Origin of the sequence: Oceanobacillus profundus (assembly GCF_003515705.1) — a bacterium.
In the GTDB taxonomy this organism is placed as follows: Bacteria; Bacillota; Bacilli; order Bacillales; family Amphibacillaceae; genus Oceanobacillus; species Oceanobacillus profundus.
In genome coordinates this window covers 26,482-42,102 of record NZ_QWEH01000023.1, presented here as the reverse complement: position 1 = coordinate 42,102, position 15,621 = coordinate 26,482, and the positions used below count along the sequence as shown (strand labels likewise).

The 15,621-nt window shown below is 37.0% G+C and carries 18 protein-coding genes; 7 read left to right on the top strand and 11 right to left on the bottom strand.

Annotated features, from left to right (window positions below; translation table 11 throughout):
* Positions 1-27 precede the first annotated feature (27 nt).
* Entirely contained in the window at positions 28-162 is a 135-nt protein-coding gene (locus tag D1B32_RS21500) for a YfhE family protein (RefSeq protein WP_338045041.1), read from the top strand.
* 49 nt (positions 163-211) lie between these two features.
* Here the strand turns inward: D1B32_RS21500 and D1B32_RS21495 are convergent, their stop codons facing one another.
* Positions 212-511: a hypothetical protein gene (locus tag D1B32_RS21495; RefSeq protein WP_118890396.1), complete on the bottom strand. Its 300-nt coding sequence runs from the start codon at positions 509-511 to the stop codon at positions 212-214.
* Between the two features lie 156 nt (positions 512-667).
* Between D1B32_RS21495 and D1B32_RS21490 the strand changes: the two genes are divergently transcribed.
* The 6 genes from D1B32_RS21490 (at position 668) to D1B32_RS21465 (ending at position 4,617) form a co-directional block, all read left to right on the top strand.
* Entirely contained in the window at positions 668-1,084 is a 417-nt protein-coding gene (locus D1B32_RS21490; protein ID WP_158586312.1) for a helix-turn-helix domain-containing protein, read from the top strand.
* Positions 1,085-1,195: 111 nt separating this feature from the next.
* Complete coding sequence (locus tag D1B32_RS21485; RefSeq protein WP_095313647.1) at positions 1,196-1,594, top strand: GntR family transcriptional regulator; 399 nt, start codon at positions 1,196-1,198, stop codon at positions 1,592-1,594.
* Positions 1,591-2,706, top strand: coding sequence for a DUF1648 domain-containing protein (locus tag D1B32_RS21480; protein ID WP_240033871.1), 1,116 nt, complete (start codon positions 1,591-1,593; stop codon positions 2,704-2,706). The genes D1B32_RS21485 and D1B32_RS21480 overlap by 4 nt, the downstream gene beginning before the upstream one ends.
* 22 nt (positions 2,707-2,728) lie before the next feature.
* Positions 2,729-2,929 carry a PLD nuclease N-terminal domain-containing protein gene (locus D1B32_RS21475; protein WP_095313649.1) on the top strand — a complete coding sequence of 67 codons (201 nt, stop codon included), beginning with the start codon at positions 2,729-2,731 and terminating at the stop codon, positions 2,927-2,929.
* A 3-nt stretch (positions 2,930-2,932) separates the two neighbouring features.
* Complete coding sequence (locus D1B32_RS21470) at positions 2,933-3,841, top strand: ABC transporter ATP-binding protein (protein WP_118890395.1); 909 nt, start codon at positions 2,933-2,935, stop codon at positions 3,839-3,841.
* Positions 3,841-4,617, top strand: coding sequence for an ABC transporter permease (locus D1B32_RS21465; protein WP_118890394.1), 777 nt, complete (start codon positions 3,841-3,843; stop codon positions 4,615-4,617). Before D1B32_RS21470 ends, D1B32_RS21465 begins: the two co-directional genes overlap by 1 nt.
* Before the next feature lie 408 nt (positions 4,618-5,025).
* Here the strand turns inward: D1B32_RS21465 and D1B32_RS21460 are convergent, their stop codons facing one another.
* The 10 genes from D1B32_RS21460 to pdaA form a co-directional block, all read right to left on the bottom strand.
* A complete protein-coding gene (locus D1B32_RS21460; RefSeq protein ID WP_095313654.1) occupies positions 5,026-5,724 on the bottom strand; it encodes a hypothetical protein in 699 nt (232 codons plus the stop codon).
* 1 nt (position 5,725) lies between these two features.
* Positions 5,726-6,583 (bottom strand): ABC transporter ATP-binding protein, encoded by an 858-nt coding sequence (locus D1B32_RS21455; protein ID WP_095313656.1) that lies wholly within the window; start codon positions 6,581-6,583, stop codon positions 5,726-5,728.
* Complete coding sequence (locus D1B32_RS21450; protein ID WP_095313658.1) at positions 6,573-6,950, bottom strand: GntR family transcriptional regulator; 378 nt, start codon at positions 6,948-6,950, stop codon at positions 6,573-6,575. Before D1B32_RS21450 ends, D1B32_RS21455 begins: the two co-directional genes overlap by 11 nt.
* A gap of 146 nt (positions 6,951-7,096) precedes the next feature.
* Positions 7,097-7,276 (bottom strand): type II toxin-antitoxin system antitoxin, encoded by a 180-nt coding sequence (locus D1B32_RS21445; RefSeq protein WP_095313660.1) that lies wholly within the window; start codon positions 7,274-7,276, stop codon positions 7,097-7,099.
* 14 nt (positions 7,277-7,290) lie between these two features.
* The gene (locus D1B32_RS21440; protein ID WP_205126998.1) at positions 7,291-8,136 is read right to left on the bottom strand and encodes an SPFH domain-containing protein; all 846 of its coding nucleotides are present in this window, start codon (positions 8,134-8,136) and stop codon (positions 7,291-7,293) included.
* 89 nt (positions 8,137-8,225) lie between these two features.
* The gene (locus D1B32_RS21435; protein ID WP_095313664.1) at positions 8,226-9,095 is read right to left on the bottom strand and encodes a ComEC/Rec2 family competence protein; all 870 of its coding nucleotides are present in this window, start codon (positions 9,093-9,095) and stop codon (positions 8,226-8,228) included.
* A 748-nt stretch (positions 9,096-9,843) separates the two neighbouring features.
* On the bottom strand, positions 9,844-11,982 hold the full coding sequence (locus D1B32_RS21430) for an ATP-dependent Clp protease ATP-binding subunit (protein WP_118890393.1): 2,139 nt from the start codon (positions 11,980-11,982) through the stop codon (positions 9,844-9,846).
* 172 nt (positions 11,983-12,154) lie between these two features.
* Positions 12,155-13,729 carry an acyl-CoA synthetase MbcS gene (gene mbcS / locus D1B32_RS21425; protein WP_118890403.1) on the bottom strand — a complete coding sequence of 525 codons (1,575 nt, stop codon included), beginning with the start codon at positions 13,727-13,729 and terminating at the stop codon, positions 12,155-12,157.
* 69 nt (positions 13,730-13,798) lie between these two features.
* The gene (locus D1B32_RS21420; RefSeq protein ID WP_118890392.1) at positions 13,799-14,353 is read right to left on the bottom strand and encodes a GNAT family N-acetyltransferase; all 555 of its coding nucleotides are present in this window, start codon (positions 14,351-14,353) and stop codon (positions 13,799-13,801) included.
* A 429-nt stretch (positions 14,354-14,782) separates the two neighbouring features.
* Complete coding sequence (pdaA, locus tag D1B32_RS21415) at positions 14,783-15,574, bottom strand: delta-lactam-biosynthetic de-N-acetylase (RefSeq protein ID WP_095313667.1); 792 nt, start codon at positions 15,572-15,574, stop codon at positions 14,783-14,785.
* Positions 15,575-15,621 lie beyond the last annotated feature (47 nt).

Sequence of the window (15,621 nt, the reverse complement as noted above, 5' to 3'; positions counted from 1 at the left end):
TTGGGCATCCTAGTAGTAAAGTGAGGGATGTCCATGCCAAGGTTAAGACCAGGTCAAAGTGAGAAGTTTCTCAATAAAACACAAGAAGTTCTGTACCAAAAGGAATTCAAGCATGCAGACCGTATTTACAAACAGTTGTCACAAAGAGGAAACCGAAGCTGACTGCTTTGGTTTCCTTTTTGTTCAAAAGGGTTACGAAGCTTAGTGCAATTTAATATTTTATTGCTTCTGTATCCATCGCAATCCATTTTTTTAACTTATTAACCGCCTCTTTTTTTGCTTCCTTTTTTCTCCTGCCAAAGCCATAACCGCAGATAATATCTGTTGAAACTAATTCAGCTACCGCCTGCCAAATTTGTTCTTGCTTTATATTCCAAGCATATAGAATGACTGTATTGTTTTCTTCTTCCAGTATTTCTATAGTATCTACCGGGAATATTGCTTGTATTAGCTTTATTTTCGTTTTACTCGTTATCATTGGATGATACAAAATCATACAGCCTAAATTCATGATTATCCCCCCTTTTGTTCCCCTTTGGAACATTTTACTATATGTTACATTACCGAACAAGGAATCCATCTCTTATCTCACGTAACCGTGATAGGATTAAAGTTAGCTTAAAAGTAAGGAACGGAATCCTAATCTATAATGCAGAGTGTGATAAAAATGAGTCTTGAACAAATTGCATATAATATTAAATTTTTTCGTGATCAGCATAACTGGACACAACAAGAGCTAGCAGATAAATTAATGATATCTCGTTCTGTCGTTACAAAATGGGAAAACTCGACAGCTACTCCCGATATAGCTTCATTAATAAAGCTCAGTAATGTATTCGATGTATCACTTGATCATTTAACAGGGAATTATTCGTTTCGTAATGACTTATTAAAAGACTTTAAACGAATATATAGTTCAAAAGACAAACCCTTTGATGATGAGATTGTTGAACTAATGGAATACATCATGATACACCCCATGTTTAAAGAACAAATATATAAGCTAAAGAAGTTACCAATTAAAAAGCAACTATCTGTGCAACAGCTATTCAGTAATTTAATCGATCAGTATGAAAAGCTTTAAAAGAGACTAGAATTTGAATTCAGTCTCTTTTTTTATTGCACTTTTTTAGTTATATCTGTTATACTACTTATATAACAGATATAACTATTAGAGAAAGGGTGCTAATTGAATGTGTTTATAAACTTAAATTTAGAATCCAGTGAACCGATTTACATTCAGCTACAGCAGCAAATTATTGAAGGAATAGCTAAAAAACAGCTTCAACCTGGAGATGCGTTACCTTCTGTTCGATCATTAGCAGCAGATATTGGCATCAACCTGCATACAGTTAATAAGGCTTACCAGCAATTGAAACAAGACGGGTTTATTTTGATTCACCGACAAAAAGGTGTCGTTGTTCATCCGGATGGGGTTCCACAGGCTGATGAGGAATATAGACAAGAGCTAAAAGCTAAGCTCCGTCCCCTTATAGCCGATTCCATATGTCGAGGGTTAAGCGAGGTTGAGTTTAGTCAATTAAGTAAAGAACTGTTTCAATTATTCAATGAAGAGGAAGGTGAAAAGAATTGAATGGTTTTCTGATTATTATATTTCTGCTTATTCTAATTCCGGTATTTATTTCTACTATGTTTATCCCTTTCTGGACGCGTAAAACAGAAAGCTTTGGGGTAACAATTCCAGAAGAAATTTACCAAAGCGTAGAATTAAAGCAAATGCGAAAACGATATATGCGAATTACTGGGATAAGTGGATTCATTGTAACGGCAATATTTTTATCCATAGGTGCTTCCATTACCTTGGACGAAAATATGTTTAGTTTATTATTCAGCGTCCTAATTTTTGGATATCTTATTAGCTCTTTTATCATTTATTTAACCTTTCATCGTGAAATGAAATCGCTGAAGAAAAGGAAACAATGGGGTATAGAAAAATCACAGCAGGTTTTTGTTAGCACCCAATTCCGCTCCCAAAAGCTTAATCATTCCAATTTATGGTTTCTTATTTCTTTTATAGCAACAATCGGGTTGATCGTCCTGACATTACAATCGTATCACCAAATTCCAGATAGAATCCCACTACAATATAATTTTGCCGGAGAGGTTACGAACTGGGCAGAAAAATCATATCGTTCTGTTCTTATCTTACCGATTATGCAATTATATTTAACCCTGCTTTTTGTCTTTATCAATACCATGATTGCAAAAGCAAAACAACAAATTAATGCGGACACACCTGAGGAATCAATGCGGAAGAATGTTATTTTTAGGAGGAGATGGTCTGCTTACATTATTATTACTGGGATTGCGTTAACACTGTTATTCTCGCTTATTCAATTGTCTCTCATCTATCCAATAAATCAGCAGTTGTTAATTATTATTCCGCTTGCTTTCAGTATCGCGTTGACATTAGGAGCTATCATACTTTCGGGTACAACTGGGCAAGGTGGCAGCCGCATAAAAAATAATTCAAATGCTTCAACTGATGGAGCAATAATGAATCGGGATGATGATGCACATTGGAAGCTTGGGATATTTTATTTTAATCGGGAAGACCCTTCACTTTTTCTTGAAAAACGATTTGGTGTCGGCTGGACAATCAATTTGGCACGGCCGCTCGCTTGGATTATTTTCTTAGGCATTATTGGGCTGGCAGTTATTATCCCTTATTTGCTTGGAGCTTAATGTAACTATCGGAGGTGAATTAATGCAAGCAATTATTGAATCTATTAATTGGAGTATCGTTGCTCCTTTTATCGTCATTCAAGGTATTTTAATGATTGTTGCTATTCTTGACTGGGCAAAAGCGGATGATTTTCGCGGTGCGAGATGGCTTTGGTTTTTTATTATCGTTATTTTAAACACAATTGGCCCAATTATTTACTTTATTTTCGGAAGGAGACGGTGATCGATGACCTTGCTAACCGTTAACAATCTAGCAAAAACTTACGATGGAAAGACTGCAGTTAACAATATAAGCTTTGAATTTGAGTATGAAAAGTGTATTGCACTCATCGGACCAAATGGCGCAGGTAAAACAACAATTCTCCGCACACTTGCGGGGCTTCTAAAGCCTTCAGAAGGGACCATTCGCATTTCCGATGTGGCAAGTAACGATGATGTTCGAAAATATATTGGGTATCTGCCCCAATATCCTGTATTCCATCCATGGATGACAGGTATGGAATTTTTAGTTTATAGCGGACAGCTCGCTTTTCTTTCAAAAAAGGAAGCAAAAAATCGTGCAGAGGTACTACTTGAGAAAGTAGGTATTGCCGATGCAAGGAACATGCGAATTGGGAAATATTCTGGTGGAATGAAGCAGCGCCTTGGAATTGCTCAAGCAATTATTCATAAACCAAAGCTACTAATACTGGATGAACCCGTTTCATCACTTGATCCAATTGGTCGTCGAGAAGTTCTTACATTAATGGAAGAATTAAAGAAAGAGATGTCTATTCTTTTCTCTACCCATATTTTAACTGATGCAGATGAAGTAAGTGATGCGTTATTACTTTTACATCAGGGAAATATTGTAGAATCTGGGTCGATGGCAATGTTACGGCAAAAATACCAGACCTCAACGATTGCGTTAGAATTCGAGAGTGATTTGCCTAGTTATCAAGCCAAAGTAAATGCTCTAGAAAGTGTTTCAGGTAGTCACGTGGAACGAAACGTTCTCCAAGTTAATGCAACAGATATTGCGATCGCACGACAGGAGATTCTTGCCGTTGCTGCAAAAGAAAACTGGGAGCTCGTAAACTTTAAACTTAACCGCGCTTCACTTGAGGATATGTTTATGAAAGTGGTGAATAGCTGATGCAATGGATGACACTTTTTAACAAGGAAATGATGGAAAACTGGCGTAATAAAAAATGGATCTGGGTACCATTAGTATTGATTTTACTTGCCATTTTAGATCCGATTTCTAATTATTATTTACCGCAAATTATTGAAGCGGTTGGTGGTTTACCAGATGGAGCGATTATTAATCTCCCTGAATTTGCACCAGCTGACGTTGTGATGATGAGTTTAAGTCAGTTAAGCAGCCTAGGTGTGTTAGTGATTGTACTGATGGCAATGGGAACAATTGCGAGTGAGCGAAAAAGCGGTGTTTCTGAATTAATACTTGTGAAGCCTGTCTCCTATCGAAACTATATTACCGCTAAATGGGCAGCATTGCTTGCTCTTGTTTGGGCTGCACTGTTCGTTGGCTTACTTGCAAGCTGGTATTATACGAATATTTTATATGGTGATCTTTCTTTTAAAAGTTTTTTGCTTATTTTTATTTTCTATGGACTGTGGCTTACTTTTGTCATTTCCATCGTCATTTTTTACAATACATTAGTAAAAACTCCTGGCCTTGTCGCATTTCTTTCTATTTTGACGATAATGGGAATGAGCATTGTGACACAAATATTCGGGCACATTATTGAATGGAGCCCAAATAATTTATCAAGCTATATTTATGAGATGGTAATTGCTGGTGAGGTTTCATCTGATCTTGTTGCAACCTCTGTGGTAGCGATTGCGTTATCCCTCATCCTGCTAATTGCTTCGATATTTACGTTTAAGGCGAAGGAATTGGCTGGTTAATTGCTGCAGAGGTGTACGGAAGTGCCATTGGATTAATCGATGGGTGTCGGTTTTCAACGGATGGTGCTTTTAATTTTGAGGATGGTGCTGATTTCATTCGGGATAGTGCTTTATTCTGTGGAATGGTGTCTTAATTGAGCGGAGTAGTGCTTTATTCTACGTTATGGTGCTTTATTTGAGCGGAGTGGTGCTTTATTCTACGTTATGGTGCTTTATTTGAGCGGAGTAGTGCTTTATTCTACGTTATGGTGCTTTAATTGAGCGGAGTAGCGCTTTATTCTACGTTATGGTGCTTTAATTGAGCGGAGTAGCGCTTTATTTTTGATGATATGCACGATGGTACTATTGGTTTGATAGTAGCAATTTATTCAGGGCAGAAAGGACTGGCGAGCCAGTCCTTTATTTTTTTTATTTTGTACTTACAGTTGTTACTCTTCGTATCAATAAGAATGAAATGAGATAAATTACAATGCCTATGCCGAAAATTTGCAGGAACAAGGTTAGCTTTAAATCTGAAAATAAATCGGTAAAAAAGTCAATTAACCAACCTTGTGCAATCCCAACAAATAAGATAATCACTTCAATCCCGACAACAATTCCTCCCCCTAACAGTCCATATCTATAAAATATCAGACCAGTTAAGAACATTACAGTTAGAAAAAGAAACATTACGGACATATCAATAATTACTCTATTAACCCATGTATCTTCCATGAGCTGTGCCACGTGCATAAAACCAAATGTATGGAGATTTGTTACATCAGTAAAATATAAAATAATCGTGTGTAGCGTATTTGCAATTACTGCTTTCATTAAAGCTATTGCAGCAAAAAACAGACCAAGACTTATAAATAAGTTCTTTCTCGTTGCGCCCATCTTTAGAGCAAAAGGAATACTTTCTCTTACTGTAATAAACCCTAAAATACCACAATATACGTAGATGAATTGAAACATGAAGTAGAGACTACCATCTTCCACCCCAAGTAAAAAGTAAGAAATCGTTAATGAAACGCCTAGTATACCGAGTAAAATTGTCCAGAAAATCATCAGTGAGTAGCGTATATCCGTTATAAAGAAATAAAGTAATCCATTTATCTGCCTGCCCATTTTAAGCACCCTTCTTTCTTTCTGTTAAATAAATCATTAACTCTTGGATTGGAATACCTTCCACTTCTAGTCCATGCACTTTTGCATCTGATGCCGTTCCATAAACGTATGCAGTCATTACTCCTGCAAGTTGCTTTCGCTCAATTACTTCCTTACCTGCTAGGAATCCTTCAACTTTCTCAATGCTTCCTGAAACGGAGATTGCGTTATCACGAAGTGTCTCCGCCTCTTCTTGTAAAACCAGTGATCCTTCTCTTAAAATAAGTACTTCTTCAAACAGCAAGCTCACTTCATCAATTAAATGGGTGGAGAAAATAATCGTTCGCTTTTCTGTCTGATATTCTTCTAACATAATTTCGTAAAATCTTTTTCTTGATGGTGCATCAAGTCCGATATACGGTTCATCAAAGATTGTAATTGGAGCTTTACTTGCAAGACCAACTGTAATACCTAAAGCCGATTCCATTCCTTTGGAGAGCGTTTTTACTTTTGCATTTAAGCTTAAGTTATATTCCTGAATCAAGTCCTCTGCTAGTTCTTGATCCCAATTTGGGTAGAAATACGAATATATTTTAAGGACATTTTTAATCTTTAAATCCTTTTTAAAGTTGTTTCCCTCTTTAATTAAACAAATCGATTCGGTTAGTCGCTGGTTATCGAACGGATTCTCTCCATCGATCAAAATCTCACCACCGCTTGGTAATATCTGTCCAGATAGAATATCCATAAATGTCGTTTTACCAGCACCATTTCTCCCGAGTAATCCATAAATTTTTGGCTCATCTAATGTGAAAGAAACATTGTTCAGAGCAGCTTTTTCTTTATACTTTTTAGATAGATTTTTCACTTCAATCTTCATTTGAAGTATCCTCCCTTTCCACCATTTCGATAAGTTCCATTGCACTAATACGTAGCTTCTCCGCCTCACTTTTTAGGGGAAGCATGTAATTTTCATAAAATGACTTCTTTCGCTTTTCAATTAAGATTTGCTGTGCATCTTCGGTAACAAACATCCCAACACCCCTCCGTTTAAATAGAATGCCCTCTGCGACAAGCTCATTGATTCCTTTTGCTGCAGTAGCTGGGTTAATCTTGTAATAAGCTGCAAATTCATTTGTAGATGGAACACGTTCTTCTGCTTTTATCGTTTCATTTATGATGGAATCCTCTAGCTGTTCTTTAATTTGAAGGAATATTGGCTTACTATCATCTAATGAATTTTTCATATTCAGTTCCTTCCTATTTGGTTAATTACTTATGTAACTAACCCTATAACTAATGAACATTTTTGTCAATAGTTCTTTGAAAAAATAAAAAAACAGCCTAGCAAGTGCTAAACTGTTTTAAGTCTTATATTGTATCCAACTGGACCTTAATCCTCACCAATCTTCTTGTCTTCACTCTTTGGGAGTCGTCCTGCTTTTTTTACGGATTCCCGAAGCAAAAATTCTACATGACTGTTGACGCTTCGAAACTCATCCTTTGCCCATGACTGGAGGATATCATATAATTTGGGGTCTATCCGCAATGGAAAGTTCTTTTTTTTAGCCATAAATACCCCCTCTTTTATTGATATAATGAACCAGTATTGATCACTGGCTGCGTCCCATGATCTGACACAATCGCAACGAGTAAATTATTAATCATCGCAACTCTGCGCTCCTCGTCTAAGTCAACAATCCCCTCTTTTTCAATTCGCTCAATCGCATCCTGCACCATTCCGACCGCACCATCAACGATTTGCTTACGTGCAGAGATAATTGCACTTGCTTGCTGGCGCTGCAGCATTGCCTGAGCAATTTCTGTTGAGTAGGCAAGATGTGTCAATCGTGCTTCAATCACTTCAACGCCAGCGACTTTCAAACGATCCTGGAGTTCTACTGTTAATTCATTCGATACTTCTTCTGCATTCCCGCGTAGTGTAAGCTCAACATTTTCAAACGTATCATACGGGTACTTTGTAGCAACCGCTCGAATAGCTGTTTCACTTTGAATTTCGACAAACTGTTCATATTTATCAACATCAAAAACCGCTTTTGCTGCATCCACTACTTTGAACACAATAACTGCAGCTATCTCAATCGGATTCCCGTTCACATCATTTACTTTCAAACGATTGCTATTAAAGTTTCGCACACGTAGTGAAATGGTTCTCCTCACTGAAAATGGAATCGTAACTACAATACCTTCTCGTCGTATTGTCCCCATGTACTTACCGAGAAATATAACGACAACCGACTGATTAGGCTGCACAAGCGTTATTCCACTGCCTAAGGTAACAGCTAAGATTAAGCAAATTCCACCTAGTACAAACTGTTCTTGAACAAAACTGAATACCGTACCTGCCAAAAGCAATGCAACGAGAAGAATACCGATGAAGCCATTTATCATCCAAGCCTTTTTCTCATGAATCATATTAACACACCTTCCAAAATGATTTTATTTTTATATTAATATGATATCATTTTTGTATTAAATTGTAAATTAAAATGTCAGAATAATTAACTAGCAGCATTAATTATATTTGAAATCGGATCCTTTTTAGGTATTACAAAATAACCTCCACCGTCTGTATAAATGACCAGATCGCCGAGCGCCGCAGTCGAATAAATAAGGGCATTTACACTATATAAATTGTCAATCACCTGGTCTACTGGATGTCCATAATTATTATCTTTACTATAGGTAAGAATAGCTATCTCAGGATTGACTTCTTGTAAAAATTCTAATGATGAGCTTGTCTTTGACCCATGATGTCCAACTTTTATTATTTCGGATTCAACATCATAATCTTCCATTATTTTTTTCTCCTGTTGTTTCTCTACATCACTCATTAATAAAAAATCCATCTCCTTATAGGAAACCTTTAATACAATCGATGACTTATTATTGTTTTTAAATTTTTCATAGGCATTCCAGATTTCAATATTAATCAGTGGATCAATTTCAATCGTGTCATTTTTTTCTGCGATTTGAACTGGGATATTCTGTTTTCTTATTTCCGATATATATTTAGCAAAAGTTCTTGTTGGATGAAGCTTTCCCGTATCGAGAATTTCATTGACAGTGACAGCTTTCATCACTTCCGGAAGACCGCCAATGTGATCCATATCTGGATGTGTTGCAACTAATAAATCTAATTCAGCAATACCTTGGCTTTTTAAGTACGAGATGATTTTTTTCCCAGACCCGGGTGGCCCGCCATCAATTAAAATTGTTTTATCTAAAGGCGTTTCAATTAGAATACTATCTCCTTGACCAACATCAATAAAATGCACCTGCATATTTGGGGTATCTTCACTATAACTATTATTAGGATAAGCAATTAGGCAAATATGAATAATGATAATTACTGATAGCCATCTTTTCATAAAAAACATCCTTTTTTCGCTGTTTGTTATAGCTTTTACGAATGTTCATATGTTATTAGCTTTTTATTGTAGGGATATTTTGGGTTGAATATTAGTATTGAAGGCTGCGACAACAGTGTTTTTATCACTTGTTACAGCAAAAATAACGCGGTCTGAGCATTTTCGAATTACGGTAAAATAACTTTATTCTGGAGAGATTATTAGGAAAGGATGGATTCCTAGACACAGCCTAATGTAGAATCGTGGTTCTGAGTTACCGAATGGCCTCGTTTTCTCTTTAATCGGGCACTCATCATCTTTATGTGTTACCAAATTACCTCGATTTTTCTTTCTTCGGGCACTCATCATCTTTATGAATTACCGAATGGCCTCGATTTCTTTTTATTCGGGCACTCATCTCCTTTATGAGTTACCGAATGGCCTCGATTTCTTTTTATTCGGGCACTCATCTCCTTTATGAGTTACCAAATTACCTCGATTTTCCTTTATTCGGGCACTCATCATCTTTATGTGTTACCAAATTACCTCGATTTTTCTTTATTCGGGCACTCATCTCCTTTATGAGTTACCGAATGGCCGCGGTTTCTCTTTACCTGGTCACAGGTCTCTCCATCTGGGGTCACAAGATCTTATACCACGGGTAACTGGTCCGCACTTTCAAATAGTATAAAGCCGTTAAATTTAATTCCCTAACTTACATAAACAAAAAAAACCCGCTGCAAACACGCAGCGGGTTTCACTTAAGCTATTACTTTTTCTGAACGACAATCTCCTGATCAACAGCATCGACATGCACATTATCGACTGTTTCTTCTTCTAGAATTAAATCTGTTAATTGATCTTCAATTTTATCTTGGATGACACGACGTAATGGTCTTGCACCGAATCGTACATCATAGCCTTGTTTAACGAGCTCTTGCTTCGCTTCATCTGAAATTGTAATGTGAATATTATTTTCCTCAATCGTTTCTTCAAGATCTTTTAGCATTAAATCTACAATTTTTAATAGATCTTTTTCTGCTAACTCATTAAAGTTAACAATTGCATCGAAACGGTTCAAGAATTCTGGTTTAAAGTAGTCACTTAGGTTTTCCAATGTTGATACAGATTCATGACGATCACTGTTAAAGCCAACATTGACTGATTTCACTCCAGTTCCTGCGTTACTTGTCATAATAATCACAGTTTCTTTGAAGCTGACCTTTCTGCCATGTGAATCGGTCAAATGACCATCTTCCATAATTTGCAGGAACATATTCTGTACGTCTGGATGTGCTTTTTCAATCTCATCCAAAAGCAGGATAGAATATGGATTACGGCGAACACGCTCAGTTAGTTGTCCTGCCTCTTCATGACCAACATAGCCTGGAGGTGATCCAATAATCTTAGACACAGCGTGTTTTTCCATGTACTCACTCATATCAAGACGAATCATCGAGTCACGCGTACCAAATAATTCTTCTGCTAATACTTTTGTCAGTTCGGTTTTCCCTACACCAGTTGGTCCGACAAATAAGAAGGATCCAATCGGGCGATCTTTCGCTTTTAGTCCTGCACGACTACGGCGGATTGCTTTAGCAACTTTATCAACTGCTTCATCCTGACCAATTACTTTCTTACGCAGGTTTTCAGCAATATTTTTCATTTTTGCTTGTTCATCTGCTTGCATTTTCGTTACTGGGATGCCTGTTTTCTCTTCGACTATTAATTGAATATCTGAGATGTCGACATCCAGTACTTTTTCACCGTCTACGGCTTTTTCAACTTGCTTTTGTAATTGAATTTCCTGATATCTTAGATTCGCAGCACGTTCATATTCTTCTTTTTCTGCCGCTTCTTGCTTCTCTTTGACTACCTCATCTAAACGTTTCTGCAAGGAATCGGAATCTTTTTGAGCATTTGCAAGATTTAGACGTGATCCAACCTCATCCATCAAGTCAATTGCTTTATCTGGCAGGAAACGATCTTGAATATAGCGACTTGATAGTGTCACAAATGCACGAACAACCTCATCTGAATATCGAACTTCATGGAATGCTTCATAACGATCTTTGATTCCATTTAAGATTTGAATAGCATCTTCTTGCGAAGGTTCATTGACCATGATTGGCTGCAAACGGCGTTCTAGTGCCGCATCCTTTTCAATTTGACGGTACTCTTTCAATGTCGTAGCACCGATTAATTGCAGTTCACCACGAGCTAGTGCCGGCTTTAGGATATTTCCTGCATCCATTTGGGAACTTTCTGCAGTCCCAGCACCGACGATTAGATGAATTTCATCGACAAACAAGATAACATTTTCACGTGCTTGCAATTCTTCAATCAGTTTTTTCATACGTTCTTCAAATTGTCCGCGTATTCCTGTATTCGCTACAAGTGAAGCAACGTCAAGCAAGTAAATTTCTTTATTGAGCAGCTTCGCAGGTACATTGCCTTCTACAATTTTAACTGCTAGTCCCTCTGCGATTGCTGTTTTACCAACACCTGGTTCCCCGATAAGAACCGGATTATTTTTTGTTCTTCTATTTAAAGTCTCAATAACTCGTTTAATTTCTTTATCACGGCCGATTACAGAATCAATGCTACCAGCACGTGCTGCATCATTTAGATTTTTTGCTAATTGGTCAATCAAGCCATTCCCTTTGTTTGCTTTTTGTTTTGTTTGTGTTCCCGTTTTGCTTGCTCCATTACCTTGGAAGAAGTTATTTGAAAATGCTTCATTGAAATCCCCGAACGGAGAATTTGAAAAGAAGTCATTTGAATTCATCATCTTTCCTTGAAGCTCTTGGAAACATGTAGCACATAAGTGCATTTCCACTCGCTGATTATTTATCTGCATTTGCGCATTTATATTTGCTTCATTTGTTCCACATTGTTGACATTTCATTTTCCATTCCTCCTTGGAAATATTCCATATCGTTCTCAGGTTTGACTTTGACTATCTTTGACCTTAACTACATTATACTCTGACCTTTTTTGACTTTCAAGTGTTTTGATAAATTTTTTTATAAAAAGTGAAAAATCCCGACTAGTTATTAGTCGAGATCGTTGGGTATACTTTATTTAACAGCTTCCCTTTGGCGTAGTTCAACACGCCTGATTTTTCCGGAGGTTGTTTTTGGAAGCTCGTCTAGAAACTCAATTTCCCTTGGATATTTATATGGTGCTGTTAATGCTTTAACATGCTCTTGTAATTCTTTGACCAATGCTGTTTCGTCATGATCTATATTATTTTTTAATACGACAAATGCTTTGACAATACTTCCTCGAATCTCATCCGGACTTGCGACAACAGCACATTCCTGAACATATGGATGTTTGACCAAAGCATCTTCCACTTCAAATGGACCAATCGTATAGCCAGAGCTAATTATAATATCATCGCTTCTTCCCTCAAACCAAAAATAGCCATCCTCATCTTTGCGTGCCCTGTCTCCAGTGATGTAGTAATCTCCACGGCGAGAATGCTTTGTCCGCTCAATATCTTTATAGTACTCTCTGAAAAGAGCTGGACTATCTAATTTCACAGCAATATCACCAACTTCATTCGTTGAGACTGGTTGACCTTTGTCATCAACAATTTCCACATCGTTACCTGGAGTTGGTTTGCCCATGGAACCAGGTTTCACTTTCATTCCTTTCATTACTCCCAATAGTAATGTGTTTTCAGTTTGACCATAGCCATCGCGAACTGTGATATTGAAATACTTGCGGAATACATCAATAACCTCCACATTCAATGGTTCACCAGCAGATACAGCACTTGTTAAAGCCGAAAGATTATATTTGCTAATCGTATCTACTTTTGCCATCATTCGATATTCTGTTGGCGTACAGCACAGGACATTGATTGCTTGCTTCTCTAAAATGCTTAAATATTTTTGTGCATCAAATTTTCCGTGATAAATAAATCCAGTTGCCCCTGTACCAAGCACAGATAAAAACGGAGTCCATATCCATTTCTGCCAACCAGGTCCAGCCGTTGCCCATACTCTATCTCCCTCTTTAATAGAAAGCCAATGCTCTGGAGCCGTCCTTAAATGCGCATAGCCCCAACCATGTGTATGAACAACACCTTTTGGACTTCCTGTTGTACCAGAAGTATAGGAGATAAAAGCAATATCATCCTTTGTTGTCGATGCAATCTCTAGTACATCAGATTGTTGTTCTCGTAGTTCATCTAAAAAATAAAAATCATCCCGAGTCTCACCAACCACAAATTTGATTAGCTCATCATACTCCTCAATATCCTTATATTGTTCTACGTAAGGATAATAGCTGATTATTCCACGCACTTCACCATGGCTTACACGGTATTGCAAGTCTTTTGTTTTTAGCATTTCAGAGCTTGGAATAACAATAACCCCGACTTTGATTGCTGCCAAATATACTTCATAAGCCTCGATTAGTCGAGGTACCATTATAAGTACTTTATCTCCTTGCCTTAGTCCTTTTTCAAGAAAGGCATTACCTATTTTATTAACGTTTTTCATTAATTGTTCATAGGTCACTTCTTTTGTATGACCTTTTTCATTTTCCCATATTAGTGCCGTTCGTTCTGTATTTGTAGCATGCTTTTCCATCTCCATTACAATATTATAATCTGTTGGCGCGATTAGGTCTCTCCGATTCACCATGTATCCCCTCCCACAATAATTATTTACATTGTAACAAATAATTAAGAATATTTATATAAATAAAAACTAAGGATTTCTGTTTATAGTCCATTCTTCTTTGAGTAATCCATAAACAGTCCTGTCTAGGTATTCACTGTTTAAATACTCAAAGTTGCGAATAATTCCCTCTTTTTTGAAACCTAAGCGCTCTGGTATTGCTTTGCTTTTCGTGTTTTTTGATGCTACATTGATTTCAATCTTTCTTAGTTCTAAATCCATAAATGCATGATTAATAAGCTTTTGACAAGCGCAAGTAACCAGTCCTTTTCCTGCATAGTCATCTCCCAGCCAATACCCGATTTCAGTTTTTCTCGCAGTCCAGTCAATATATAAATACCCTATCGAACCGACGAGTATTTCATTGTACCAAATACCTGCCCAATACCCATTGTTTTCGGATAGTCTTTTCAGTGACTTTTCTATGAATAATCTTGTGTCTTTAATATTGTTTGTTTTTGCGGGGAATGAGAGCCACTCCCCTATACTGTCACGGCTTCCATCAATAAGATGATATAATGCTTCCGCATGCCTTGGTTCAAAGATGGAGATATAAGTGTCCTCATTAATGATTGCCTTATACATAAAGCATACCTCCCTTAATAATCCATTCTCTCCATTAACTTTAACATAAAAGTCTTTGGAAAATTTCTCTCAACTTATTTGATTTGGTGGTGCTGAAAAGAGCTCTGAATGAACCTTCCTCCCACTTAAAACGTCCGTTTTTGAAGTGGGGGTTTCCTACTAATTAAAAAAGACCAAATCGATAATTCGATTTGATCCTGTAAATTGATATTATTTTAAATCTCAAGTAACTGCTGTTATATAATTACTCAATCAGCCGAAGAAATAGGCTATCACGGCTGATTGATTTGATACAGCAAAAAGTATCGACCGAGAGATGAGCTGTCACGGTCGATTAATAACATAAACTGAGAAAGATCAACCGTGATAAAGTTTTTAGGAAAAACAGTTGTCCTTCATTCCACAATAAACATTCCTCGAGTGTTTCCGCTACAGTCCAAACATTCCATTTGGCAGCATATCATTTAATAGTAAATCATCAAGGCTTTTGAACGTATATCCTTGTTTTTTTAATTCCTTGATGACTTGCTCGAGTGCTTGGGCATTGTCTGATGACACAGCATGAAGCAATATAATTGCCCCTGGATGCATTTGCTCCATTATTTGCTCATAAGCATACTCCCAGCCTTTTTGATCTGCAATTTTCCAATCAGCAAAGGCTAGTGACCAAAACACATGAATTAACCCTAGTTCATTTGACCATCGTAATGTGTTTTCATTAAAAACACCACGGGGTGGTCGAAGAAATTTTATTTCCTTTTGATCCGTTAATTCTGCTACTGATTCCTCTAAGGTTTCCAATTCCTTTTTAATCGATTCTTTATTCATAATCGTAAAGTCAGGATGATGGTAAGAATGATTTCCAATAATATGTCCTTCATCAACCATCCGCTTCACAAGATCGGGTTCACTTTCTACATAATGCCCGGTTATGAAAAATGTTGCCGGTACCTTTTCCTGTTTCAACACTTTTAAAATATCCGCTGTATATCCCTGCTCATATCCATTATCAAATGTAAGGTATATATTTTTCGCACCGGAATCATCTACATAATAGGCGCCATATTGATCAAGCAATTCCTTATAATGACCTATTTCTGGAATTTGGTGATCGGAATTCTTTTTATACCCCCAGCCAAATGCGCTGGTAGTGCCCGGCTCCATAAAGCAAATGAAAAAGGCAAGAAAAACGATGATTGATTTTAACGTAAATTTCCGCATAACAACCCACCTAGTTTTTTTCTTACCTTTTCCTACATGCTATTTAA

Bases quoted from the DNA above. Each gene is read 5' to 3' on its own strand.
- D1B32_RS21500 (WP_338045041.1), top strand. From the start codon at position 28: ATGTCCATGCCAAGGTTAAGACCAGGTCAAAGTGAGAAGTTTCTCAAT.
- D1B32_RS21495 (WP_118890396.1), bottom strand. From the start codon at position 511: ATGAATTTAGGCTGTATGATTTTGTATCATCCAATGATAACGAGTAAA.
- D1B32_RS21490 (WP_158586312.1), top strand. From the start codon at position 668: ATGAGTCTTGAACAAATTGCATATAATATTAAATTTTTTCGTGATCAG.
- D1B32_RS21475 (WP_095313649.1), top strand. From the start codon at position 2,729: ATGCAAGCAATTATTGAATCTATTAATTGGAGTATCGTTGCTCCTTTT.
- D1B32_RS21470 (WP_118890395.1), top strand. From the start codon at position 2,933: ATGACCTTGCTAACCGTTAACAATCTAGCAAAAACTTACGATGGAAAG.
- D1B32_RS21465 (WP_118890394.1), top strand. From the start codon at position 3,841: ATGCAATGGATGACACTTTTTAACAAGGAAATGATGGAAAACTGGCGT.
- D1B32_RS21460 (WP_095313654.1), bottom strand. From the start codon at position 5,724: ATGGGCAGGCAGATAAATGGATTACTTTATTTCTTTATAACGGATATA.
- D1B32_RS21455 (WP_095313656.1), bottom strand. From the start codon at position 6,583: ATGAAGATTGAAGTGAAAAATCTATCTAAAAAGTATAAAGAAAAAGCT.
- D1B32_RS21450 (WP_095313658.1), bottom strand. From the start codon at position 6,950: ATGAAAAATTCATTAGATGATAGTAAGCCAATATTCCTTCAAATTAAA.
- D1B32_RS21445 (WP_095313660.1), bottom strand. From the start codon at position 7,276: ATGGCTAAAAAAAAGAACTTTCCATTGCGGATAGACCCCAAATTATAT.
- D1B32_RS21435 (WP_095313664.1), bottom strand. From the start codon at position 9,095: ATGAAAAGATGGCTATCAGTAATTATCATTATTCATATTTGCCTAATT.
- D1B32_RS21430 (WP_118890393.1), bottom strand. From the start codon at position 11,982: ATGAAATGTCAACAATGTGGAACAAATGAAGCAAATATAAATGCGCAA.
- D1B32_RS21420 (WP_118890392.1), bottom strand. From the start codon at position 14,353: ATGTATAAGGCAATCATTAATGAGGACACTTATATCTCCATCTTTGAA.
- pdaA (WP_095313667.1), bottom strand. From the start codon at position 15,574: ATGCGGAAATTTACGTTAAAATCAATCATCGTTTTTCTTGCCTTTTTC.